16 protein-coding genes and 6 pseudogenes are annotated in these 24158 nt (G+C 64.2%); 14 read left to right on the top strand and 8 right to left on the bottom strand.

Annotated features, from left to right (window positions below; translation table 11 throughout):
* The first annotated feature begins 596 nt into the window (after positions 1-596).
* Positions 597-2417, top strand: coding sequence for a glycoside hydrolase family 15 protein (locus tag ACZ3IJ_RS27900; protein WP_467472501.1), 1821 nt, complete (start codon positions 597-599; stop codon positions 2415-2417).
* Positions 2418-3125: 708 nt separating this feature from the next.
* Here ACZ3IJ_RS27900 and ACZ3IJ_RS27895 read toward each other — a convergent pair.
* Both ACZ3IJ_RS27895 and ACZ3IJ_RS27890 read right to left on the bottom strand, forming a co-directional pair.
* The gene (locus ACZ3IJ_RS27895) at positions 3126-3959 is read right to left on the bottom strand and encodes a GNAT family N-acetyltransferase (protein ID WP_467472499.1); all 834 of its coding nucleotides are present in this window, start codon (positions 3957-3959) and stop codon (positions 3126-3128) included.
* 198 nt (positions 3960-4157) lie between these two features.
* The gene (locus ACZ3IJ_RS27890) at positions 4158-4604 is read right to left on the bottom strand and encodes a hypothetical protein (protein WP_467472497.1); all 447 of its coding nucleotides are present in this window, start codon (positions 4602-4604) and stop codon (positions 4158-4160) included.
* Between the two features lie 1111 nt (positions 4605-5715).
* Here ACZ3IJ_RS27890 and ACZ3IJ_RS27885 point away from each other — a divergent pair.
* From ACZ3IJ_RS27885 to ACZ3IJ_RS27875, 3 genes and pseudogenes are all read left to right on the top strand, one after another.
* Complete coding sequence (locus tag ACZ3IJ_RS27885) at positions 5716-6408, top strand: hypothetical protein (RefSeq protein ID WP_467472496.1); 693 nt, start codon at positions 5716-5718, stop codon at positions 6406-6408.
* A 56-nt stretch (positions 6409-6464) separates the two neighbouring features.
* A complete protein-coding gene (locus tag ACZ3IJ_RS27880) occupies positions 6465-8024 on the top strand; it encodes a hypothetical protein (RefSeq protein WP_467472494.1) in 1560 nt (519 codons plus the stop codon).
* 209 nt (positions 8025-8233) lie between these two features.
* Positions 8234-8928, top strand: a pseudogene (locus ACZ3IJ_RS27875) (IS110 family transposase); the annotation flags it as partial.
* Here the strand turns inward: ACZ3IJ_RS27875 and ACZ3IJ_RS27870 are convergent.
* A pseudogene (locus ACZ3IJ_RS27870) lies at positions 8928-9717 on the bottom strand (IS30 family transposase); the annotation flags it as partial. The pseudogenes ACZ3IJ_RS27875 and ACZ3IJ_RS27870 overlap by 1 nt on opposite strands.
* Before the next feature lie 189 nt (positions 9718-9906).
* Here ACZ3IJ_RS27870 and istA point away from each other — a divergent pair.
* Positions 9907-11259 (top strand): IS21 family transposase, encoded by a 1353-nt coding sequence (istA, locus tag ACZ3IJ_RS27865; RefSeq protein WP_467472493.1) that lies wholly within the window; start codon positions 9907-9909, stop codon positions 11257-11259.
* Complete coding sequence (gene istB / locus ACZ3IJ_RS27860) at positions 11256-12026, top strand: IS21-like element helper ATPase IstB (RefSeq protein ID WP_467472491.1); 771 nt, start codon at positions 11256-11258, stop codon at positions 12024-12026. The genes istA and istB overlap by 4 nt, the downstream gene beginning before the upstream one ends.
* Positions 12027-12036: 10 nt before the next feature.
* Here istB and ACZ3IJ_RS27855 read toward each other — a convergent pair whose 3' ends face one another.
* From ACZ3IJ_RS27855 to ACZ3IJ_RS27840, 4 genes are all read right to left on the bottom strand, one after another.
* Positions 12037-12438, bottom strand: coding sequence for a hypothetical protein (locus tag ACZ3IJ_RS27855; RefSeq protein WP_467472489.1), 402 nt, complete (start codon positions 12436-12438; stop codon positions 12037-12039).
* Between the two features lie 622 nt (positions 12439-13060).
* The gene (locus ACZ3IJ_RS27850; protein WP_467472488.1) at positions 13061-13918 is read right to left on the bottom strand and encodes a putative adhesin; all 858 of its coding nucleotides are present in this window, start codon (positions 13916-13918) and stop codon (positions 13061-13063) included.
* Positions 13919-14298: 380 nt separating this feature from the next.
* Positions 14299-14760: a hypothetical protein gene (locus tag ACZ3IJ_RS27845; protein WP_467472486.1), complete on the bottom strand. Its 462-nt coding sequence runs from the start codon at positions 14758-14760 to the stop codon at positions 14299-14301.
* Between the two features lie 662 nt (positions 14761-15422).
* Positions 15423-16397: a GlxA family transcriptional regulator gene (locus tag ACZ3IJ_RS27840; protein ID WP_467472485.1), complete on the bottom strand. Its 975-nt coding sequence runs from the start codon at positions 16395-16397 to the stop codon at positions 15423-15425.
* A gap of 604 nt (positions 16398-17001) precedes the next feature.
* On the opposite strand from ACZ3IJ_RS27840, the gene ACZ3IJ_RS27835 reads away from it, so the two are divergent.
* The 5 genes and pseudogenes from ACZ3IJ_RS27835 to ACZ3IJ_RS27815 all read left to right on the top strand — a co-directional run.
* Positions 17002-17823, top strand: a complete 822-nt coding sequence (locus tag ACZ3IJ_RS27835; RefSeq protein ID WP_467472484.1) for a hypothetical protein — start codon at positions 17002-17004, stop codon at positions 17821-17823.
* 374 nt (positions 17824-18197) lie between these two features.
* Positions 18198-18440 (top strand): hypothetical protein, encoded by a 243-nt coding sequence (locus ACZ3IJ_RS27830; RefSeq protein WP_467472483.1) that lies wholly within the window; start codon positions 18198-18200, stop codon positions 18438-18440.
* Between the two features lie 141 nt (positions 18441-18581).
* Entirely contained in the window at positions 18582-19046 is a 465-nt protein-coding gene (locus tag ACZ3IJ_RS27825; protein ID WP_467472482.1) for an ATP-binding protein, read from the top strand.
* A 441-nt stretch (positions 19047-19487) separates the two neighbouring features.
* Positions 19488-20617, top strand: a pseudogene (locus ACZ3IJ_RS27820) (IS701 family transposase); the annotation flags it as partial.
* Positions 20618-20866: 249 nt separating this feature from the next.
* A pseudogene (locus ACZ3IJ_RS27815) lies at positions 20867-21194 on the top strand (transposase); the annotation flags it as partial.
* Positions 21195-21214: 20 nt separating this feature from the next.
* Here ACZ3IJ_RS27815 and ACZ3IJ_RS27810 read toward each other — a convergent pair.
* Positions 21215-22151, bottom strand: a pseudogene (locus tag ACZ3IJ_RS27810) (IS110 family transposase).
* On the opposite strand from ACZ3IJ_RS27810, the pseudogene ACZ3IJ_RS27805 reads away from it, so the two are divergent.
* The 3 genes and pseudogenes from ACZ3IJ_RS27805 to ACZ3IJ_RS27795 all read left to right on the top strand — a co-directional run.
* A pseudogene (locus ACZ3IJ_RS27805) lies at positions 22095-22410 on the top strand (transposase); the annotation flags it as partial. The pseudogenes ACZ3IJ_RS27810 and ACZ3IJ_RS27805 sit on opposite strands and share 57 nt — an antisense overlap.
* 53 nt (positions 22411-22463) lie before the next feature.
* Positions 22464-22991: an IS701 family transposase gene (locus ACZ3IJ_RS27800; RefSeq protein WP_467472480.1), complete on the top strand. Its 528-nt coding sequence runs from the start codon at positions 22464-22466 to the stop codon at positions 22989-22991.
* Between the two features lie 649 nt (positions 22992-23640).
* The gene (locus ACZ3IJ_RS27795; RefSeq protein WP_467472479.1) at positions 23641-24135 is read left to right on the top strand and encodes a hypothetical protein; all 495 of its coding nucleotides are present in this window, start codon (positions 23641-23643) and stop codon (positions 24133-24135) included.
* Positions 24136-24158 lie beyond the last annotated feature (23 nt).

Genomic DNA, 24158 nt, shown 5'->3' with positions numbered 1-24158 from the left:
ATCAGTGCATATTGCATTGCAATGACCAGACGTGCTGCGGAACCGCATCAACCTTTGCTCGGTACTCCGTGCGGCGCGGTGCGAGATAGCTTCGCCCTGTGAGTCGACGTGGGCTTGGCTGTCTGCATGATCGGTCCTCCCGGCTCCGTGCCCGGGCCTCTTCCGCGACGCGACATGGCTCACGTGATGGAGTGCCTGTGCATCGAGTGTCGCTCGAAGGCCGCTGGTCGGAGCAGTGAGGAGAGATTCCCGGGGGTGGGCTGTGCTGATCGGGTCTACTCGTCGGACTGGGTACCGCCGGATCTTTGTATCCGGGTGAGCGGTTGCCTCGCAGCGTGCAGGGTCTGCCTGTCACGGACGCCCATTCCCTGCCGGGACCTCAACCCTGTTCTCTTATGTCTGACTCCAGTGAACGCCGCCGCCCAGATCGGGGGACCGGGGTGTCTCCCTAGTCCTGGCCACGGTGCTGCCTAGGGACGCCACCAGGCACGACCGGGGGCGCCAGATCGCCGGCCTTCGTCCTACGCGGGGACGGTTCGGCTCGCCATATCGGCGTTGTGCGTGCCGCAGAGGAGACCCTCATGTTTTGATCTGCTGTGGCACTCATCGAGGACTACGCCCTCATCGGGGATACACAGACCGGAGCCCTGGTCGGCCGGGACGGCTCGGTGGACTGGCTGTGCCTGCCCAGGTTCGACTCACCTGCGGTCTTCGCTCGCCTGCTGGGCACCGAGAAGCACGGCTTCTGGCGGCTGGGTCCGGCACATGCCCGCAACGAAGCCCCGGCGCGGGCGGTTCGCCGCAGGTACCTGCCCGACACGCTGGTGCTCGAGTCCGAGTGGGACACATCGCGTGGCACGATCCGAGTGATCGACTTCATGCCCCCGCGACAGGGCAGCCCCCCGCAGCTGATCCGGGTTGTCGAAGGCGTCCGCGGCCGAGTGCCGGTGAGGTCAGCCCTGCGGACGCGCTTCAGCTACGGCCGCGTCGTTCCCTGGGTGCACAAGCACGACGGACGCACGGTCGCCGTCGCAGGCCCGGACTCCCTCTGGCTGGATGCCGACACTGACACCTACGGCAAGGAGCTGACCACCTACGCCGACTTCACCGTAACTGCGGGCCAGCGGATTTCCTTTGCCCTGAGCTGGCAGCCCTCCCACCTGAAGCCCCCGGCCCCACCCGAGGCCGAAGCAGTACTAGCGGCCACGGCCGACTACTGGCGCACATGGGCCGGCCGCTGCACGTACCACGGCCCATACGGGGATGCCGTCGTCCGCTCGCTGATCACTCTCAAGGCTCTCACCTACGCGCCCACAGGCGGGATCATCGCAGCCCTGACTACCTCCCTGCCCGAGGAGATCGGCGGAGTGCGCAACTGGGACTACCGCTTCACCTGGCTCCGGGACGCCGCCATCACGCTGTCCTCACTCCTGGGCACCGGCTACCGCGAAGAGGCAAGCGCTTGGCGTGCCTGGCTGCTGCGCGCCGTCGCCGGCGACCCGGAGAACCTGCAGATCATGTACGGCATCGCTGGGGAACGGGAACTAGGCGAGACGGAACTCGACTGGCTGCCCGGCTACGAGAGCTCCCAACCGGTACGGATCGGCAACGGCGCCAGCCGCCAGCTGCAGCTCGACGTCTATGGGGAGGTCGCCGAGACCCTCCATCTCGCCCGGATGACCGGTCTGGCCCGCGATGCCAGCGCCGCTCGCCTCCAGGTCACGCTGATCCGCCACCTGGAGAAGCACTGGATGGAACCCGACGAGGGCATCTGGGAGATCCGCGGGCCGCGACGCCACTTCGTGCACTCCAAGGTCATGACCTGGGCAGCCGTCGACCGCACGATCAAACTGATCGAAGCGGGAGATGCCGACGGCCCCCTGAACCGATGGCGGCAGCTGCGTCAAGAGATTCACAAAGATGTCTGTGACAAAGGCTACGACCCAAAGCGCAACACCTTTACCCAGTACTACGGTTCGAAGGAACTGGACGCCTCACTTCTGCTCATTGCCCATGCGGGCTTCCTGCCCCCGACCGACCGCCGTCTGATCGGCACGATCGAGGCGGTCCAGCGCGAGCTATCGACACCGGACGGCTTCATCCTCCGCTACCCCACGGCCGGAAACGTGGCCGGGGTCGACGGACTTAAGGGCGACGAGGGAGCCTTCCTCGCCTGCTCCTTCTGGATGGCCGACGGCTTGCTGATGATCGGCCGAGTCGACGAGGCGCGTCGGCTCTTCGACAAAGTACTCGCCCTACGCAACGACCTCGGGCTGCTGGCCGAGGAGTGGGATCCGCAGCTGAAGCGACAAGTGGGAAACTTCCCGCAGGCATTCAGCCACGTCCCACTCATCGACACGGCACTGCGGTTGGCTGCCAGCGGCAGCTACGGCGACTATCTGGCCGAGTTCACCTGACGCACCATGCGCGACGCTGTCCCGCGCACTGGCCGGCCAGCTGACAGAGCCGGGCTCCGGCTCCCCGACGGTGCACGCTCCTCCGATCAAGCGCCAACAGCCCGTAGTTGCCACGCCGACCCGGCCTGACCACGCAGGTATGGGCCGGGCCAGCCCACGCCCGAGCACGCCACGTCACCGACCGTCCCTGCGGCGTACACGCGGATGGGTGGCGGCCGCAACAGGGGCAGGCGAACCACGTCGTGGTTGGTGCTCGCTGTCGGTAGCCATCGGCGTGGAGGCGGGGTTGCCGACGCGAGGAGAGCCGCGGTTGCGTAGCGGGGTACACGGGTCGGGCTGTCGGTCCGTCGTCGCGGGTGGGCACCGGTATTTCCTGTCCTCGTTGAGCTCGCGGGGCTCTCCGATTTGGGTCTTGACATCCCCGATGCGGTGCCTAGGTCGGGAAGGAAGGAACACCCGAGGGCGATGGCGCTGGTTGGAGGCTACTCCCTTAGGCGCCGGCAGCACCTCAGCGCACCCGACGTGCGTTTGTACTTCTGCTGACTGCCCGCCCTCCGAAATCCAACGATTGAGATCGCGGCCGTCCGGCGACTTCTCGACAGGCCGAAGGCGAGGACCAGCGCAGGGACCGAGTGGCTATTTGCCATCGACGGGTCTGCAGCCTGGGGCCGGGAGGCGCCCTGCGCCGGCAAGGTGTGGGAGGCCGAGTTAGCGGAGCTCGCGCCGGAAAACAGTCAAAGTATCGACTACACGGAAGCAGTAAGCAGTCAGGAGGCGAAGGGCAGCACTGTTGCCGGGGTCGATGTAGGCAACCACGCGCTGTGCACCCGTGTCCTCAGCCAGTGCGAGGCACTGATGCAGCAAGCGGCCGCCAAGCCCCAATCGTCGCCGGTCGGGACAGACGTGCAGGTGCCAGAGCAACGCCGTGCCGTCCACCGGCGCGAGCAGCACCGCATCGGCCAAGGCCTTTCTGCCTGAGCTGATGCGCACCCGCCAACCACTCCCACCGCGGAGAGGAATAACTGCCACAGGAAGTTCACGGTCGGGGAGTGGCACGGACTCGAGGTCGTCACGGAGGCTGTCCAGACCGTCCACGAGCAGGTAGCGCTGGGAGGTATGCGGGACGAAGTACGCGGCCAGGAGCGCGTCGACGACGACGGCCTGGCGCCGCACGGTTACGCCCGGCACCCCGGCTGGCGCTGACAGCCCGGGATAGGGAAACGCATACACACAGCGCTCGCCCAGAATACGGCGGGCGTGAGCAAGCAGCGCCCGGGGCACAGCCGAGTCTTCCGCGCAGAGCCAGTGGATCAACCCTGCGCCGTCGCAGGGCCGGACGGAAAGGCACACCCCGCCCTGCACCGTTCCGTTCGTGTCCACGGCCACATGGACGGCTGACTGAGGTGGAGACGGTGGCTGCTCGTTCGATTCGACGTGCAGAGCACGATCACCCGGCAGCAGGGTCCGGTTCAGCAGCGCTAGCAGCGGAGATAGATCGTCAGGCCTGTATGGGCGGATCACCACACGTGTGGCGGCGCTCACGGGGGTTTGCTCCATCTGGATCTCCAGTGCCGTGCATACGCACCAGCTGTAGGCGCCCAGGCAGCGGGCCATTAGGCGGGGACGGGCTGGCCGTCAGTTGCATTCCGCTCGGCGTGGAAGCTGCTCGTGGCCGAGACGTGGTGTGGGATCAGGTTGCCTACCTGCACGCTCCCGCAAACAACGCGGCTTCTGGCTGCGTCAGATGACGCGCTGCAGCTGGCAGGGAATCCTCGGCCAGCGAAATGACCGCACTTCCAGCCAGCCGTCACGGACTGGTGTCAGGACCTGGAGCTTGTTGGGATGCAATATGTAGGCCCATTCTGCGCCGACCTCTTTCGCCTCCACTGGGTCCAGCGCCCACTCCTTGTGCTGAGGCTGCATGCCGTGGCAGTAACACTGGTTGCCGCGGTAACGGAAGCCGTCGCCCTTGAAGCCGGCGGGGAGGCGGAAGTCCTGGCCCAATCGGTACCACCCCGCCGGGTGCGCGTCGATCAGATATTCCTGCGCCTTCTCGACGTTCCCACGGAAGTGCATGGCCACGGCCCGCAGGATGAGGTTGGACTGGCGCCCTGGATGGCCACCGCTGACGCAGTAGCGGCCGATGAGCTTCTTACCGACGGGCTTGGCAATATAGGACGTGGACATGGCGACCTCAGGGATGAGAAGCGGTCCCGGGAAGCGCCTCGTGGACTGGCCTGTGGCACCTTGGCCGGGATTTTTGAGGCGCTGCCCGGCTGAGAACTAATTGAATCATTGCTCGCAAATCGGTCGACTGTCCCTAGGGGATCCCCCTAGGGCTTGCCCTGGGCGTCCCTAAATGCGCGCCGTCGGCATCTCACCCATCGAGGGACGGGATCGAGCTGCTCAACACGGTGACCGCTTCATCGGGCCAGGTCACCCGGGACCTCGAGGAAACAAAGACTCGGGCAAAGCGCTGGGCGACCCGTGACGATTCGCCTGCACGTCAGGTGCCATGGCTGATCTTGACGGTGGTGCGGACCTGTGGGGACCCTTGACTCCGGGCTCGAATCGGCTTGAGGGTATGCCGCCAGCACTGTGCCAGCAGCTCTCGCGGGAGGAGGCCACACCCGGCGTCCTGGAGTAGAGCAGTCGGAACGGCGGGGGTCGACTGCACCGATAGCGTCCGTACTGTCCGGCTTGGCGTCCTGCTCGGCACAGACCACGCCGGGCCGGCGCGGCGGCGAACTGCCGTATCGATCCGTCTCATGCCCGGGCCGAGTCGGTTACTGTTCGTCGCCCCCGAGGGGGAGTAGCGCGGCAGGCTGCTGCCTAACAGTGGGCCTCGAGACCTGGTGCATCTGCGTAGGTGGTACACCTCCGCACAGCTCGCCGGCGGCCTCGGCATCTGCACGTGCTGGTGAGCCCGGTCCCGACCACGTCTTGTTCGAAAACGCCGAGCGCAACCGGTCGGAAGTGCCGGGCCGACCACTCCCGGAAGCGCGGTTGAGGAGGCGCGCGGCTAAGTGTCGTGGCGGATCTTCTCCGGGGCCCGGCGCAGTGCACCGGATGCCGTCCGCCGCTGCAGCCATCCGCACCCGAAGCGGAGGTGCTGACAGGCTCACTTGCTCCAGAGACCCCGGCGCCGCCACAAGGCAGACAGGTCGGTACGGGTTGACAGGTCTGCCTCTGAGGGAATCGACAGCGGTCCCCGTCCTTGCCTTAAGTGCCGCCCTTCGGCTCGAGAGAGACGCCATCCTGGGCTATCCGCCCACATCTCCAGTCAGGTGTCTTGATTATGCTGAAGGATAAATCGGAGTACGCCGAACTCCTCACTGCTCTGGGTCGTGACCATGTGTGGGTGAACCTGTCATTCATGACGGATCCGACCGACAATGAGCAGATCTGGAGAGACTTTCTCTCGTACATTCAGGAGAACGGCTACCTGCTGGGTGATCTGCTCCTTGACGTAGTGGACTATAGCGAGACGGACAAATGGCCGTCCTTCTTCCAGCTTTCCCTTACTGTGGATGTGCTGGATTGGAAAGACTGGGGAGACAAGTTCCGCGGATGGCAAGCTCGGCCCCCGCTCGAGACTCCAGGCGCGGAAGATTGGCGCGTCTGGGAGTTTCAGTTCCCGGAGGCACCTGGAGACTGGCGTACGCCGAAGAACTGGGAGCAGGCGGGAGTGTGGCCGACTGATGACATTCACCCTGACCTTCTGTGGGACTCCAGCCGCGAGATGTTCTACATGCAGGACCCCCAATCAGGTTTGTATAGCTTTACCACGAATAAGTCCGACTGGATGTCCCAGGATGAAGCCGACCAGATCGTGGCAGGTCAGGACGCCAGCAGTATTCTCGACAACGGCTATGACGGGGAGTCACCCCAGCCGGCGTCGGAATATGCCGAGGAATTCTTCGAGACTCACACACCCGCCGAAGCCGTCGAGGCCATTCTCCGGACCCTCTCGGCGTCATGGACGAGCTGATACCCGATGGTATATCACGGACAGTCCAGTTTCCTGCCGCATGAAGGATGAATGCGATGAGTACGCCACCCTACTCTGACTTGAACAGCTCTGCTGAGAAGGTTCCCGACCCGGCCCAGGTCGCCAGAGTCCTGAAGAACAAATACGGGATCGTGCTGGTGTACAGCAACATGGACCAGTACAAGCAGGAAATGATGGAACTCCGCGACGAACTCATGCGGGCGGACCGGGTCCGTCAGGACTGCAAAACCTGTGAAATGGACTGGAGCCATGCCACGCAGGATTATATGCAGAAGTGGAAATCTGTAGAGAGTGCGCGCACGGAATTCAGAAAAGGTTCTGCCGGCCCGTTCGTCGATACTGCAGTCGCGTACTTGCGTGCACTGAACGAAGCCAAGCGGTCAGCGGAGTCTTTCACGAAAATTGCAGACAGGGCCATGAAGCTCAGCGCGGAAGCGGAAACATTTCGTCAAACCACAATGCCACCCATCCCAGATGCCCGCAGGATGGCCGGTGAACTCCACCGACGGTACAGTGGGCAAGCTGCCAAGACGCTCTCCCTCATGGCAAAGACTGCGAAAGACGGGGCCTTGGAGGTTCCAGCTGCAGCGAGAGCAGAAGGCCAGGCTCTGGCAGGTAAGTGGGCCACACTCAAAGCGGCCCTCACAACATCCGCGACCAATGCGGCGCACGCATACCAGGCTTACGTGGACAATCCCAACGAAATCTTGGCGAAAAAGCTCCGCAACGCGGCAGATCAGCTCGCCACAAAGGTCACAGAGAACGGCGCACATAGCGACTTGATGGACTCGATCACGAGGCTCAAAAACGCGAGCAAGGCTTTGTCTCGCTACGGTGCCCCGGAAGTGCCAGCTGAACTAACTGAGGCCTCCAAACAGCTGGAGGTATTCCGGAAGCAAGCGGGGTACTACAAGACCAAGGCCAACGCGACCCTCCAGCCAGCCAGGCCGGGACAAAGCATCACGCCGAAAGTCGCAGAGCAGGAAAACAAATCTAAACCGGTCTCGTCGGCCCCGCGCTCAAACGCAGGCCCTTCCGCCGTCCGGAAGCCGCCTGCTCCAGTCACGGAATCCATGTTCGAGATCAAATCTCCGGATGGCAGCATCGAAACAATGCGCATCAACCACACGCGCCCCCTTCATGGGGTACTCAAAGAATCCTGGGACTTGATTTATCGCGCAGATGCCAGCCGTACCAGCTATTCGGCACGCAACGGAGTTCCTGTGTTCCGACTCTCTCCTGGCGACTGGACTGCGAAGAACCAGGGGTCCGTAAAGGAAATGCAAGCGAAAGGTGCGGAGCTGTCCTTCGTTACTCTCGGCGGCACCCTGTACGTTTGTCCCGTCAGTCATGTAGATGTCGAATGCTACACCTTCATTCAGCGCTTTATCAGTGATATCTCCGGGCGCCTCAAGAGCGTGGAAAGGAAGGGAAATATAAGCGTGGGGACCATCACTAGAAAATACAAGTTCGGCCTCAATGGTGATTACTTCGAAGTGAAGGCGGCCGACGACGAAGTGTACGAAAAGGTAGCTGAAGTTGTAAGCAAGGCCTTCCCGAAACGGAAGGTGAAGCGTGCTCCTGAGCCGGACTAACGCAAATGATCGGCGCTCTGGTTGGGTCTCCACTCCTCCGGAGTGGAGATCTGATGCGTTCTCACTCGCCAAAAGAGGCGATCTAGTGGGTTCGTTTGGCGATGGCTGGTTTGTCCGGGCTAGAGTAGGCGAATTGTGGCCCCCCGATGATCAAAAGTACGCCCCGGGCAGTACCCGGCCTCGGCAGGTGAGGGGATTGGCGCCACCGGCTGGGCTCCCTTGCCCGTCCTGTGCTTCGGCGGAGCCACCACGCTGGTCAGCATCGCCCGGCTTGCCGTGAAGCCCACCCTCGAACTGCGGCCACGGACTGGGCCTCCCCACGCCCCAAGCTCCGCGAGCTCTTCGCGATGCCAGGCCAAGCACGGAACCGTGCTGGTCGTGGTCGATCAGCCGGCCTCGATCGGGGCCTTACCTTTGGCGGTCGCACGGGGCATGGGCTGCCCGGTTGCCTACCTGCCGGGGCTGACGATGCGGCGCCGACCTCTGCCCGGGCGAGGCGAGAACGGACGCGAGGGACGCGTTCATCATCGCGGAGGCGGCCTGCGCGATGCCTCACACGCTGCGGGCGATCGACGGCGAGGACGAGACGATCGCCGAGCTGGAGATGACCGTCGGCTTCGACGACGACGTGGTTGGCGAAGCGACCCGCGTCGCCAACCGGCTCCACGGCCTGCTGAGCCAGATCCACCCGTCGCTGGAACGGGTGTTGGGGCCTCGATTGCAGCGCCCGGCCGTCCTGACGCTGCTGGAGCGGTTCGGGTCCCCGGCCCAGATCCGCAAGGCCGGACGGCGGCGGCTGGTCACCCTGCTGCGGCCGAAGGCTCCGAGGATGGCCGCGCGGCTGGTCGAAGAGATCTTCGCCGCGCTGGACGAGCAGACCGTCACCGTTCCGGGCATCAAGGCTTTGGGAAAGTACTGCCGTTGCAGTCCGTTCCGTTCTCGTTCGAGCCTGGCGGGGCCGCAGAAGTAGACCGGGATGTCGGTGGCCAGGGTGGCGCGCAGATGCAGGAGCATGACGTAGCGGGTGCAGCGTTCGACCAGAATGCCGATGGCCGAGGCACCGTTCTTCCCGATGATGAGGCCGCCTTCCCAGTGCCCGGGGATGTCCGATCCGCCGCTTCCGCGGGCCGTTCGATGATCATGACCATGGGGGCGGAGAGGCGGGGCTGGCGTTGCTGGACCTGGCGCCGGGGTTTGCGGCGGACGCGTCCAGATCGCAGGGCGTGTGCGACTCCCCGCCGCAGCTCGCCGCGGCCCTGGACGTAGAGGGCCTGGTAGATCGTCTCGTGGCCACGTGCATCTCCGGCCGGCCGAGGAACTGGACCCGCAAAGCGTGGCGGATCTGTTCCGGGCTCCACCGCAGCCCCAGATGCTTCTGGATGAAGTCGCGTAACTGCTGGTTCAGGGCGATCTTGCAGGGCTTGGGGCGGGGACCGGCGCCGCATCAGCACGGCCCTGGGCGGCATGCGGCCGGTAGTACCAGGTGCGGTAGTCATGCAGCCGGTCCGGTTGCGGCGGATCTCGGGGCTGGCGGTGGAAGGGCTTCGGCCCAGCTCGGCCGCGATCCGCCGGATGGTGGCTTTCTCTCGCAGCCGGTCGGCGATGTGGATGCGTCGTCCTCGCGCAGGTATCGGGAGGGGCCGCAGGCCTCTGCTGCCGGCCTGTGTCCCGGTGGCAGTGGTCTGCGGCCCCTTGTCGGCGTACACGTGAACGTGCATGGCCGCGTACGGATGAACGTGCAGAGTTCCTGATGTGCTGAGGTTCAGGGTTAGGCACTCTGCTGCCTGTTGGTCGAGGTCGCAGAGATGGAGTGGCCGTGGTCCTGGATCCGCAGCGTTGGCTGGAACTACGGCGTTTTCGTGGCCTGGTTGAGTCCGGAGCCATGAGCCTGACCGAGGTTGCCAAGGAGACGGGCCTGAACTGGCGGACGGTCAGCAAGTACCTGGCAGCCGACGGACCTGCCGCTCCTCCGCGCCGGTCGCCGAACGGCAGGTCACGGGCCAGGGTGATCGACGAGTTCGCGCCGCTGGTCGACTCGATGCTGCGGGCGGAGATCCTGATGAAGGCCGCCGTGATCCACGAGCGGCTTGCGGCGGAGTACGAGTTCACCGGCAACTACCAGCGGACCAAGCTCTACGTCCAGGAAGCCCGGCCCCGGATCGCCGAGGAGCTCGGCATCACGCCGAATGAGCTGGCGAGCATGCACCGCCGTTTCGAGGTGATCCCCGGCGCCCAGGCCCAGGTGGACTGGGGCGACGAGGGCAAGATCCTCGCCCACATGGGAATCCCGAAGGTCTACTCCTTCCACATGACGCTGTCGTACTCGCGCGACCCGTTCTGCTGCTTCACCACGAGCCAGGATCTGCAGACGTTCTTCGACTGCCACCGCCGCGCGTTCGCGCACTTCGGCGGCGTCCCGATGACGATCGTCTACGACCGCACGAAGACCGTCGTGCGACGCCACGTCGCCCCAGGTGAGGCGGTTCCGCTGCACCCGGAAGCGGTCGGGTTCGCCGGCCACTACGACTTCGACATCGACGTCCTGGCCGCCTACCGGCCCACGGGCAAGGGACGTGTCGAGCGGCAGGTTCTGATCGTCCGCGACCACGTCCTGTCCGGTCGGTCCTTCTCCTCCGTCGAGGAGATAGACGCCGCCTTCGCCGCATGGGTCCCGCAGCGGCGGGCTCAGGCCCACAGGACTCACCAGCAGATCATCGGTGAGCGGGCGGCCCGTGATCACGTGGCTCTCAAGCCTCTTCCGCCGACCCCTTATCTGGTGGCTGAGCGGCACCTGCGGCCGGTCGGCAAGGACTGCCTGGTCGCCTTCGGCGGCAACCTCTACTCGGTGCCGGCCCGCAGGGTCCGCCCCCGGCAGCTGGTGGAGATCCGGGCCACGAAGTCGCAGATCATGCTGCATTCCACCATGGCCGACTCAAGCGGCGAGACGTTGCTGGCGACCCACCCGCGGGCGATCGGCCGCGGGGTCCGCGTCGTCGAAGAGGCCCACTGGGACGGCCTGCCCGCGGGCAAGGGACGCCGGACCACCACCGGTGATGCTCTCCCGCAGCCCCGTCGTGAGCGTCCTCGGGGCGAGGAATCAGGGCCTTGGCGGGCTCTGCTGAACCGGGCTGCGGCCACCCATATCGAGGTCGGTCGCCGTCCGCTGTCGGTCTATGACGAGCTGACCGGAACCCGCCCCTTCACCACCCACCCGAGCGCGAGGGAAACGTCTTGAGCGAGCTGGTCTCCACCCGCATCCGCGACACGGCCGGCAAGCTCGGCCTGCCCCACCTCGCGGAAACCATCAGGGAGTACACCCGTCGGGCCGACGAGGGGAAGATGGGCTACCTCGACTTCCTCGACCTGGTGTTGTCCGAGGAGCTGGCTGTCCGCGATGACCGCCGTTTCCGCCAGGGCCTGCGGCTCTCGAAGTTGCCGCACCATAAGACGCTCGACGAGTATGACTTCTCCTTCCAGCCCGAGCTCGACCCGCGGAAGGTCAAGGACCTCGCCACTCTCTCGTTCGTCGAGGGCAAGGCGAACGCCGCTCTGCTCGGGCCGCCGGGGGTCGGCAAGACACACATCGCCGTCGCCCTGGCGGTCGCGGCCTGCCGGGCCGGCTACTCGATCTACTTCACCAGCCTCGACGACATGGTCCGCAACCTCAAGGCCGCCGAGGCTGCCGGCCGTCTGACGAACAAGCTCGGAACCTACCTGCGGCCCGGCGTTCTCGTGGTCGACGAAGTCGGCTACCAGCCCCTCGAACGAGCTGAGGCGAACCTGGTCTCTCAGGTCATCTCCAAGCGCTACGAGAAGGGCTCGATCATCCTGACCTCGAACAAGACCTTCAGCGAGTGGGGCCAGGTCTTCGGCGACGAGGTCCTCGCCACCGCGATCCTCGACCGACTCCTCCACCACTGCGAAGTGATCTCCATCAACGGCCCCAGCTACCGACTCAAGAACCGCCTCCAGGCCATCGAGCGAGAGAACGACGTGGCCTGACCAGCTGTGATCAGGACACCGGGTCCTCGTCCGGCGGGATGAACGCGTCGGCACTATCGGCATCCTCGACATGCCCCTGGGCATCGACCGTGATGGCTGTCGCCCGCCCCTGCGACGTGATGAGCCAGGCCAGCACCTGTTCCGTCAGCGGCGTTCCACCCGGGCCCTCGTCCTTCCAGTGCACCCGCCACCCTCCGCCAGGCACTGCGGCCACGACCTGGTCGGCTCGCTCCAGGTGGGAGAAGTCCTCGTAGTCCGTCACCGGACGCAGGGCACCACGCTTGGGATCGACGACCAGGGCTGTCCCGGTCGCCTGGTCCCAGCCCTCCACACGCACCATGCGGCCGATCTCGGTGTCGGTGCCGTTGAAGATCGCGGTCCAGCCGGTCTGATTGAAATAGCGAAGAGACACCGCTCCATCATCTCGAACCACGACGCTCGCGCTTCACAGGACTCTTTGCTCTGCACGTTCATCCGTACGCGGCTCTGCACATAGGCGAGTACGCCGACACCCCTGCCCGGCCGGTACCGTCCGGCAGGCTTCCTTGTTGCTGTAGCCCTGCTGCTGAGCCGGAAGTATGCGCCCCGTTCCCGGGACAGCGGCTTCCGGCCCTGCGGCTTAGTCCGGTCCTCTCGGACCTCGAACTCCATGCCACCCATCAGCGGGGCGTTGCTACGACCGCTAGAACTCAAGCATTCTGGTCATCACAGCAACCAGAAGAAGCTCCGCCGTCAGGCGCGACACCTGCCCTGACGCGAGAGCAGGCTCCACCACGCATCCGTGACAGGGCGAGGGGACCCCTCCGTAGCATCGCCATGGGCCTTAGCCGCCAGCCGGGCAGGACGAACATCGTGACCGCCACTACCGGTCACGAACCGACCATGCGCTCCGCCTGCTCGACCTGAAACGGGAGAACGCATCAGCCTGCCCCGCAGCCCAGCACGCCGCGTGTGCTGGGCGGGCTCGTGTCCGCCGGGGCCAGACCCATTCCACCGTCTCGACCTGTGGAGAAGCACAGGCACTACGAAGACGCTCAATAGTCAAGGTCGAGCTGGCTTATGTATTCCGCTACATCGTCCGGGATGTCTCCATCTTCCTCTGCCAACCTTTGTAGATTACGCGATATTACGTCGCGAACCGTCTCGCTGGCAGCCGTTATGAACTCAGGCTCATAGTAAGCCTTGCGGTACTCCGGCGTGGACGAAATCCAGGAATTGAAAAAGGCTTCCTCTCCGGTTTCGGAAATTTCCCACTCTCCCACCCTTCCATACACCCAGGCGTTTATCCGCTCATCTTTCATGAGGGCGGCTTGCAGTGCGTCATCCAGCGCCTGGAAATACGGCCAAGTGGCATCTGGGTCGTCATTGACAGATTCCCAGAGTTCTTCTACCGCTTCTTCCAGCTCGGCGATAACAGTTTCATCATGATCGGTACCATAGGCCGAAGAGTTCGGAGCCGTCGAATCGGACAGTTCAGAGAGGCAGGGGAGGTAGTGGAACTGCCCGCTTCCTATAACCTCCGGATCGGCAAGAATTCCGTTACAGGTGTGCTTCCCGCTCTCGTCGAGGCACTCGTCAGGAGTGTCCGCCTCGCAGAACTTTCGAGATTCTGAAACAAATATTAGATTCGCACTCGCATGTGCTGCGTGCCTCGTGAGCTGTTCATCTTCTTCTGTGTATTCAGGAGTGGTTTCATAGTTGCGCACATAACACGGCCCGACGGCCTGCCAAACCGATCCTCGAGCGGCATCCTCACCAAGAATGAGGAGCGACAGTCTGTAGTCGACGTCCTCTCCCTCCACCGCGTGAAAATGAATTGTCACCCCTTCGGGAACTTTTGCGTCCGGAGTGGAGTCTGAGTAGGCTCCGTGTCCCACTACGAATGTGGCCATTTCTCCTCCAGATTGAGATTACCGATATATTCTCATTGATGAGTCAATTATGTGAATGCCCAAAAGGGAGGGCAGGGAGGCAAAAACAGGGCCCCTTGATGCCGGTGAGGCTCACTCCTGCTGGCTGGAGATAGCCCTGCTCGCCCTGGACCTGACGGGCATGATGCCCATGCCCGTCAACGGGAGGTGCGCCTGGTTCTTACACGACTGCCTAACCGCTGGCGTCCGTACCAGGCATCATCCAGCCGCCCGGCCGTGGCTGCTCGTCGGCGGTCCTGTCGAAGGTGTTCGTCGCAAGGGGATCGCAACTGACAGTGCTGCCTTCCCCGCGACAGCTGTCCCACGGGGGCGATGCTGACCGGCTAACGGTCCCGGCCAGCTCACCAAGATCCGTACATGTTCTGCCACGGAATGCTTTCCATGGAGAAGACGTAGTCGACTTCACGTACCGACCAGCATTGAGAGAAACCCTGCAGGAGGGAGTCCTTGACGGATGAGTCATTCACTGCCTCGGTGCAGAACACTTCGAGTTTCTTGGACTCGGTCGTGTCGGTGCTGACAGTGATAACACGCACAGTTCCCATGATGACGGAATTGAGTCCGCTGGAAGAATCCGGGGAGTCAGGTACGGAGTCGCAAAGGTAAAGGTCTGTCTCGTTGGAACCCCGAACCAGCGCAAAATAGATGTACTTGTTGACCGCCTGCTCGATTGCGTCGGTGGGAGTCAGGGCCAGGTCCCGCAAGTATTGAATGTATTCAAGGCCGCTGGTGGTCATGTCAGGGTATTCCCCGTACTCCTCCGACCAGTCCGATGAGCTGCTGGTGTCATCGAATTCGCTCATGGGCTCCTCCTTATTTGCCGGGAGTCGCTGTTGTAGAACGATGTGCTACAGCGACACCCATAAATTCCGGCGCACGTCGTTCGTCATGTGTCCGGGCCGGTGTGCAGTTCCTCTCCGAGTGAAGCGAAGTCTCGGATCCTTCGGATGGGCCTATAGGGCAATTCAAGGAGCAGGGTTTATGGCGCGTCAGGCGCCCCTGTCGGAGCGGGCGATTTGTGCAGGGCCGGGCGCTGGACCCCGAGTCTGCGTCCGGCCTGCAGAGGCGGCCTCCCCTTCGCGTACATCGAAGAGGACTCTCTTAAGGATCAGAGAGGGAAGCAGCTCATCCCCTTCTTGGCTCCGCAACGGTGGGGGACCGTAGTGCCGCCAGAGTTGTGACTGTGCTGCGGACACTTCAGGAAGACGGGCTCAGGAAGGTCTCAGTGAGATGATCACTGTGACGTGCTGATACCAGTAGGGGTGGCGCCGACGGACGGCGGTCGGTGCTCTCCGCGTCAGCGGACCGGTCGTGGTGAAGGAAGGCCCCGGCACAGAGCTGCGGCGGGGGGTCCACCAGCGCTGCTGGTCCTGTCCAGGAGGCGCCGCGCAGCACACAGCGGTCATCAGGGAGTTACACAGATGCTGGTGCGAAACCTTCCCGTTTGACGGTCACCTTGCGTCTTTCAATGTCCGTCGCTTCCTGATCGGCGCAGTCGCCCGGGAGTGGTGTTGAGCTGTTGGCGGAGCAGCGTGGCGAGGGTGGATGCGTTCTCGTATCCGACCCGGCGAGCGACGGCTTCGGTGGAAAGGTCGCTGGTGCGGAGCAGGTGGATGGCCTGTTCGAGCCGTATGGCCTGGGCGAATCGCAGCGGCGAGACCCCGACCGCTTTGTGCACGGCCCGCTGCAGCGTCCGCTCGCTCACACCGACGGCTTTCGCGGCCTCAGCGACAGGCGACGGCTGACTGAGGTGGCTTCGTACCCAGTGCTCGAAGGCGCTGACAGTGGGGTCGGTGCGGGCAAGGTGGCTGGGGATGGCGTATCCAGCCTGGCTGGGCCGGTCGTCAACGACCAAGTATCGAGCTGTGAGCTCGGCGAGTGCCGGGCTGGCGTGCCGCACGAATGCCAGAGCGAGGTCGAGGTGGGCCATCGCGGCACCGGCAGTGGTCACGTTTCCGGCGTGGGAGAGCATGCGGCTCTCGTCCAGGGTGACCTGGGGGTATCTCTGCCTGAAGGCGGGAGCCAGCCACCAGCTGGTGGTTGCGCTCAGCCCGTCGAGGACTCCCGCCTCAGCGAGGAGGAAAGTACTTGTGCAGGCCGCGGCGAGCGGTATGCCGCGGGCCCCGGCCTGACGGAGTATCTCGCGTTCGGGCGCGCGTTCTGGCGCAGCCACCCAGTCGACCAGCGCGTCGGCCATCTTGGGGCCGGCTCCAGGCACGACGAGGAGACTGGGCGCAGGGACGCTGTCAGGGGAGACGGCTTCGACCAGGTGACCGCAGGCGCTGCGCACGGCGCCCCGGCCGCTGACCAGGGTCAGTTCCCAGCGCGGAGGAGGATGGGGCAGCTCGGTTCTCAGCTCGTTGGCCATCTGCAGCACGTCGAGAACCGTTGCCAGGCCGGAATCAAATAGACCGTCAGTAACCAAGATGGACACGTTCATGGCGGGAACAGTAAAGCATTCGACGGATCCGCCGCTGACGATGGTTGCTCAGCCGCCCATACAGTGGGCGTGTCGAACCGGGTCGCGTCAGCCGTGATACCGCTTCATACCGGCTACAGCAAGGAGCCAGCATTGACCGCCGCCGTTGCCCAGGTGACCGGGGTCGGCCTGAATTCGTGGATCGAGGCCAATCCTGCGCACGCTTGCAAAGACGAGAGACTCTTCGTCGATGCTTTCGCGGGCTCACAGGGAGATCCCTACCGTTATCTGGTTCGCACTGTGCCTCGGCCCGGTAATGTTCGGCTTCTTCGACGGGCGTGGCAATGATGATGTCCGCCACGCTTATCATGAAAGTCGCATCGTGGCCGCAGTGACGGACAAGACCCGCAGCTACTCGATACACACCCAGGACCTACGGTGCACGTCTTGACCGCTGAGTTCCCTGACTGACCATTCATTGCCGGTCGGAATTGGGATGGCGGACTAGATTAGCTGAGTGCTGCAAATGTACACCGGCCTTCGCTACGGCACATGCACGGATCACTGCCGGAACAGAAATGCTTCATGGCTACTGGCCACTCCGCTACTCGTAGTTAGGAGTTCCATGAACAAGATTTCACTGCGCCGCCTTCTCGCTGTAGGTACGGCCGCAGGCTCCGCCTTCCTGCTCGCCGCTTCACCGGCGTCTGCGTACGACTACACGCCGACCGAAGCGATGATCCTCTCGTGGCGCCCCAACGGGGTAAACACCAACGCGCAAGCGATGGACTACTGCCGAAAGGTGGGAATCGGAACCGGGGAGAGACAGTGCCGGATCGTCTCATTCTACGAGACCAACCGGGAAAGCGTTGACCTCAACTACAAGAGACGCGTCAGCGAGTATGTCTACTCCTGTCCTGGGGTGAGCGGTACGACGTCAGTGTCCTTCACCAACACGCGCACGGCGTCATTCAGCACCGGGACGACCGTCAGTACGTCGCTGTCCGTCGCCGTCAAGGTCGCCCCCTTCGGTGTCGGCACCGACGTCTCCCTCACGTTCGGAGTCGCACAGTCGTTCAACTGGTCCTGGGGATCCATGAGCTCACAGACCCACACCTATGGCATCAACACGAGCCCGGGGTGGGTGAACTGGATCGACTACGCAGTCGATCACGGTACCGCACGCGGAATCCTCACGGTGGATGTTCCCGCTGAACTCAGCACCAACCCCTACCGGATGCGGGGCGGCCAGTTCCAGTTCCCCGAGAAGATCACCGGTGACCTTACGAAGCCGAATACCCCAGACGCAGAGATCCTGCAGAGGCGCGGCTTCGTCCTCAACGGACGGCCCATGACCGTCGGCGAAAAGGAGCAGTGCGGCGCTGGGGGACAGTTCCCCACCGCGCCGCCCAGCACGCAGCTCGGCAAGGTCCTTGGGACTGCGTGACAACAGCTGACACGGTATGCCGCATCGTGGGTGAATGACGAGCGGCAGGCTGGCATCAGGAACACTTCGTGGTTCCGCCCTTGTTAGGGAGGCTCCGGAAACCACGAAGTCGGGCGCAGGTCCTCTTGCCACCTCCCCCCGGGCAGGACCGAGCCCATGCCGTGCCCGGGTCCGTGGCTGGACAATCTCCAGTCCCGGACCCGGCCATGGTAGGCAACTGTGTCAACGCCAAGGGCCGCACACGAACAGCGCCCGGCCCATGATCGGAGGACGATCGACCCGGCCATGAACACAGGAAGGTGGCCAACGCCCGACTCCGAGAAAGACATCGAGATGACAAACGGTACGAATCGGCCTCAGGGCACGTAAACGCAATGACGATCCGCTTCGATCCTGTGGGCTGCTTCGCTGAAGTCACCGAAGAGCATGGTGAGCGTCTCAACCCGATGCCGGCCGGCCACCTGCCGCTGATCGGACAGCCCGCGGACACTGCGGCGATAGACGAGACAGCGGCGCTGCTGTCGGGGTCCAACGACTGGCCCGATGCCCTGTCGGCCGCCAGCCCACCCCGGCACCGCACAGACCGACCGCGAGATTGCGCGGTCATCTGGAGTTGATCGGCGAGGGCGAGACAAAGGCCGATGGCCCGGCGAAGAGGGGTATCCCTTGAGTCGGCACAGCGAGCAGGGGATCCAGATCCCTCGCCCCTCCCACACCGCGCACACCCTTCACTGACCCGGAGGACCAGCATGGTCGCCATGGCAAGCAGACATCAGGATCGAGCGCTGAGTGCCGCGTTCGCGACGTGCATCAAGCGTCATGAATCGGTCCCAGGCCGTATTGCCGACGGTGACGCCTCTTGGCCGCAGCGACTCCGCCCAGCTCTTCGCACCCACCTCATCCAGTGGGGCTGCGGGGACCTGGTCGAGACTGCCGAGCTGCTCCTCACGGAGCTGCTGACCAACGCCCTTCGCCACGCCGCCGGACCGGACGTCCTGGTCCGCGCCTACCTCCGCGGCAGCGAGTGCGTGATCGAGGTGAACGACGGATCCCCTCGTCGCCCGGAGCTACGGTACGCCAAGCCCGACGACGAGAGCGGCCGCGGACTTCTCCTCGTTGACGCCCTTGCCTGCTCATGGGGCACCAGCGACGACGGCGCCACGACCTGGTGCACCCTCCCCTCACCGAAGGAACCAGCGACGATGCCCCCCCGCACCTGCTGAGCAGGTCCTACAATGAGGCGCGCCTCCAAACGCACCGGGCAGATCGGATGCACATACCTGCACTCCGCACGCGATGACTCTTCCCGCTTCGCCTACACCGATGCTTGAGCGAGGAGAAGGCCATCACCGCCGTCGCATCTTCATCCCACCACATCGCACCGGTATGCCGCTGTCTCACTGGTAGTGGTGCCTGCCCTGATGCGCCAGCCCAGGGGACCCGTGGACGCACACCATGCTTGCTATGGGCGGCGCCGGGGCCGGTTCAATTCCGGGTGACGGTCGTGGCGCGCTCATGAAGGAGCATGAGCACGGATGTCGTGCGTGATCGGCTCGCCCCGGCGGAGCGCCGGTCGCGCCCCGCGAGAACGAGCGGGAGTCGGCGACCTCCTAGTACTCCAGCAGCGGATCGTGTCCTGAGCTGGTGTGGTTCGTTGTCCGGACATGGTGGGGATGACGGATGGTGTGGCTTGGGCTGCGGAGTTGGAGTCGATGTTCGCGCGGGTGGCGGGCCGGTTCGCCCGGGCGGATCTGCGGTGGCGGATGCGGGACTATCTGCGGGGACTGCTGGCGCCGGTGGCGAGGAAGAATGGCTGGCAGCTGGCTGAATACGCAGGTCACAGGACCCCGGACGGCTTTCAGAGGCTGTTGAACTCGAGTGTCTGGGACGCGGACGCGGTCCGTGACGACGTGCGTGATTACGTCGCTGAAAGGCTTGGTCCGGGCGGGGTTCTGATCATCGACGACACCGGATTCATCAAGAAGGGATCCACCTCGGCGGGGGTAGGCCGGCAGTACACCGGCACGTCGGGGAAGATCGACAACTGTCAGATCGAGTGTTCGCCGCCTATGCCACAGCTCGTGGACGGGCTTTGGTGGACCGGGAGTTGTATCTACCCAAGGCCTGGACATCGGATCGGGAACGCTGCCGGGCGGCGAAGATCCCCGACGAGCGACAGTTCGCGACGAAGGGCGAGCTCGCCGAGGCGATGGTCACCCGCTGTCTGGCCGCTGGATTGCCCGCGGCGTGGGTGACGGCGGACGAGGCCTACGGCCAGGAATGGAAGTTCCGCCGTCTACTTGAAGAGCTCGGCGTCGGCTACGTCGTCGCGGTTCCGAAGTCTCAGCAGGTCAAGGGCCTGGCGGGGTTCTGGAGAATCGACGAGCTGATCGCCCAGGCACCGGAGGACGCCTGGAAGAGGATCTCCTGCGGCGACGGTGCCAAAGGCCCGCGAGTCTACGACTGGGCCAGCGCGAAGTTGCCGGCGATCGGCTTCTTCGATGGGGACACCCCGACGCACAACCGCTGGGTGTTGGCCCGCCGCAGCCTGGCCCGGCCGGACGAGATCGCCTACTACTTCGCATACGCGCCACTGGCCTGCACCGTTGCCGGCCTCGCGAGGGCGGCCGGAATGCGGTGGGCGATCGAGGAGTGCTTCCAGGCCCCCAAGAACGAGTGCGGCCTGGACGAGTACGAGGTCCGCCGCTAAGTCGGCTGGTACCGGCACATCACCCTGGCCATGCTCGCCCACGCCTTCCTCGCCGGCCTGGCCGCCGACGAGACGCTAAAGGGAGCAGAAACGACCCCACCAGCATCGTCACCCTCACCGTGGAAGAGATCCGAAGGCTCCTGGAACATCTCCTGCCCCAGACCAGAACCCAGCGCGACCCTCGAGATCACGCACTGAACTGGTCCCACTGGCGCCGCCGACGCCAAGCCAACGCCCAACACAGCCACTACCTCAGAAGAACCAGCTCAGGACACGATCCGCTACTGGAGTACTAGGTCGTGTCCGTAAAGTGGATCGCTCGTTGCTCCGTTCATGGTGCGACGGCATGAGCTTACGGATGAGTCGTGGGCAATGATCGCTCCGTTGCTGGCGCCGGTCCCGCATGGGCAGACCTGTGCGGGACCGGCGCCAGGTCGTGAACGGGATCTTGTGGAAGCTGTCCACGGGTGCGCCTGGCGTGGCCTGGCCGTGGAAGACGGTCTACGAACGCTTCCGGCACTGCTCCGCCGACGGAACCTGGGACCGCCTCCTGGCCCATGTCCAGCAGCATTCCGACGCGGTCGGGCAGGTGGGCTGGACGATCGTCTCCGTCGACTCGACCACCGTCCGGGCCCATCAGCATGCTGCCGGGGCCCGAAAAGGTGCCTCTATGTCCTTTCGTTAAGCCGTAGTGGGTGTGGGCGGTTGGTAGAAGGCGCCGTCTCGGAGCATGGCGAACAGGAGGTCAATGCGGCGTCGGGCGAGCGCGATGAGGGCGACGACGTGGTGTTTTCCCTCGCGGCGTTTGCGGTCGCAGTAGGCGCGTGATTCAGGCTGAGGCAGCGAGGCGAACGTGGCGAGGTAGAAAGCCCGCTTCAGTTGTTGCCGCGTTTTGAGGGGTGTTCTCCACGGATGGATGAGCCGGAGTTCCGGGTCACGGGCGCCAGGCCGGCGTAGGCGGCGAGGTGGCCTGCGGTGGCGAAGCTGCTGCCGACGTCGATGAGGATGCGGGCGGCGGTCCTGATCCCGATGCCGGGCATGGAGATCAGGACCTGGGAAAGAGGGTGGGCGTCCAGGAGTTCCTCGATCCGGGCGGCGAGGAGTTTTCTCTGGCTGAAGGACGGCCTGGAGTGAGCCGGCGAGACTGGGGACGATCAGCGAGGCGGCGTCGGTTCCGGGGACGACGACGGTCTGCTCGTCGAGTGCGGTGAAGATGTCGTCGACCAGCCGCTCGGCCATGCGGGGCGCCTTCGGCCGTATCAGCGTGACCAGACGTCGCCTTCCTGCCTTGCGGATCGATGAACGCGTCCCGGGCGTCGGTCTTGGTCTCGCCGGGATACAAATCAGCGATCCGCCGCATCGTCAGGCCGGGTAAGTAGGCCACTTGGCAACCCGCATCGCGGGCAACCGCCAGTGGAAGGGCCCCGATGGAAGCCGGCTGATCGACTACCACCAGCACTTTCCCGTGCTTGGCCTGCAGTTTCTCGAACAGCTCCCGCAGCTGCGGTTCGCTGTTGGGAAGCGGCTTGTCGAACACCTTCTTCCAGCCCGGCTGACGGCGGTGGCGTGGGACGCGGAAGAAGTCCTCGACGACGTGAGTGGGTATGTCGTCGAGCATCTCGGTGACCGGGACGCGGTGTTGATCGTCGACGACACCGGATTCCTGAAGAAGGGGGTCCGGTCGGCCGGTATTCAGCGGCAATATTCCGGAACCGCGGCCCGGACGGAGAACTGCCGGGGTCTTCCTGGCCTATGCCGGTGCCCGTGGCTGCACGCTGATCGACCGGCGCCTGTATCTGCCCGCCTCATGGACCGACGATCGTGACCGGTGCCGTCGGGCCGGCATCGACGACGGGGGCGTCTTCGAGACGAAGGTCGCGATTGCCAGGGCGATGGTCCGCCGGGCGATCGAGGAGAAGATCCCCTTCGGGTGGGTACCACGGACACCGGCTACGGCTACTCGAAAAGCTGGCGGACCGAGCTCGAGCAGGCCGATGTCTTCCACCTCATGGCCACCACCCGGCACGACACCGTCGTCACCCGCTGGGCCATCGACCGTCCGGATCACGACCTGTTCCACGACCTGCCCAGGCAGAAGTGGAAGCGCCGGTCCTGCGGCAACGGCTCTCACGGCCCACGGGTCTTCGACTGGGCGAGAGTCGAGGTCAGGCCCTGGCACCGGGAAGACCGGCGGCATTGGGTGATCGCCCGCCGCAGTGTCAGCCGACCCGAGGGGATCTCCTACTACATTGCCTATTGCCCAGACGGCACCACCCTCGACCAGTTGATTCGCGTCGCCGGCAGCCGATGGGCCGTCGAGGAATGCTTCCAGTCCGCGAAGCAGGAATGCGGCCTGGACGACTACCAGGTCCGCCGCTACCCCGGCTGGCATCGCCACATGACCCTGGCCATGGCCGCCACGCCGGCGGCTTTGTCGAGCCGACGGGAGACCGGGTAGGCGCCCCTGGCGGCGGGCAGGGTGTAGGGGTTGCCCCAGGTCCACCACCACCCTTTTGGTGCAGCGGGTGAAGGTGAAGCTTGCTCATTCCGGTCCCCGTGGGAACAACTGCCGCAGGTGGCGTTCCGCGTTGGCCGTTGCTGCAATACGACGTCGAGCGGGAGCCGTTACCCATGATCCCGCCAGTTGCCGGTGATCATTGCACGAGTGCGTTCACCACCATCCGATCATGATCCGCGATCAAGGGCTGGGCCTCTCACCTCACACCGTGCACGAGCTCGCGAGGTGACCGTCTCTACGCGTCCGGGTCAGTGGTCTGGACATGACGTGGTGGCCCTGGGCTCGGGCGCGTAGGACTTGACAGGCTCCTGGGCCTGGGAGGCGCCCTGACTTGAGCGGGAACCAAAGCACCTCGGGAACCCTTTGAGACAGAGCCGGGGTGGCAGAAGGTGGCATGGGGCACTGCCGATGTCAAGGGCAGGACCGAGACAAACAATTTGCTCCTTTCGCTGTCCAATCGGGCATGTCGAACTCCCAATGCGCGTGGAAAATTTGGAGCCTAAGGCGTGCCGTCTGCGGTCCAGACTTCCTCCGAGAAACGACTGGTGGGACGCGCCGCTACCGAACGGACACACATCACGGGACCATCATGTTGAACTTTCAGGAAGTTCTAATTCGTCTGGCTAGCGAAGATGACAAAGTTGGAAAGCTCCTCAGAGGGCATGAGGGCGATTTTCCCTCATTCGAGCCCGAAGATAAAGAAAGCGTAGTTGAAATCTACAACGCGGACGGCTTGAGTGACGAAGAGAAGGCGGCAGAGCTCAAGGTTCTCTTTGCGAAACTCGTGGAGCCAACGTTTGAACTCGATTTCGCCCCCGCTGTCGAGGAGTTTGTCAAGGATGGGGGTCAGCTCGACGAAATGTGGAATCAGATAGAGTCTGAGATTTGGGGCGCCTATCTGATGATGGCAGAGAAAATGGGTGACAGTCGATTGACGGAAGAGGAAAGGTCGAACGCGTCAGCCGAACTCGTTTATGCGCTGCGCCAGTCTCTCATAGAGGCACTTGAGGAGACCCTGCAAGAGCCCGGAGCGTGGGACGGGGAGGACCTGGCTAGGGCGGCGGAGGAAGCTCTGCAAGGATAATCTTGTAACGAAACACTGATCAA

The organism is Streptomyces sp. NPDC013317, assembly GCF_055563155.1.
The sequence above is the reverse complement of the archived record's forward strand: the minus strand, read 5'-3'. Positions and strand labels throughout refer to the sequence as shown.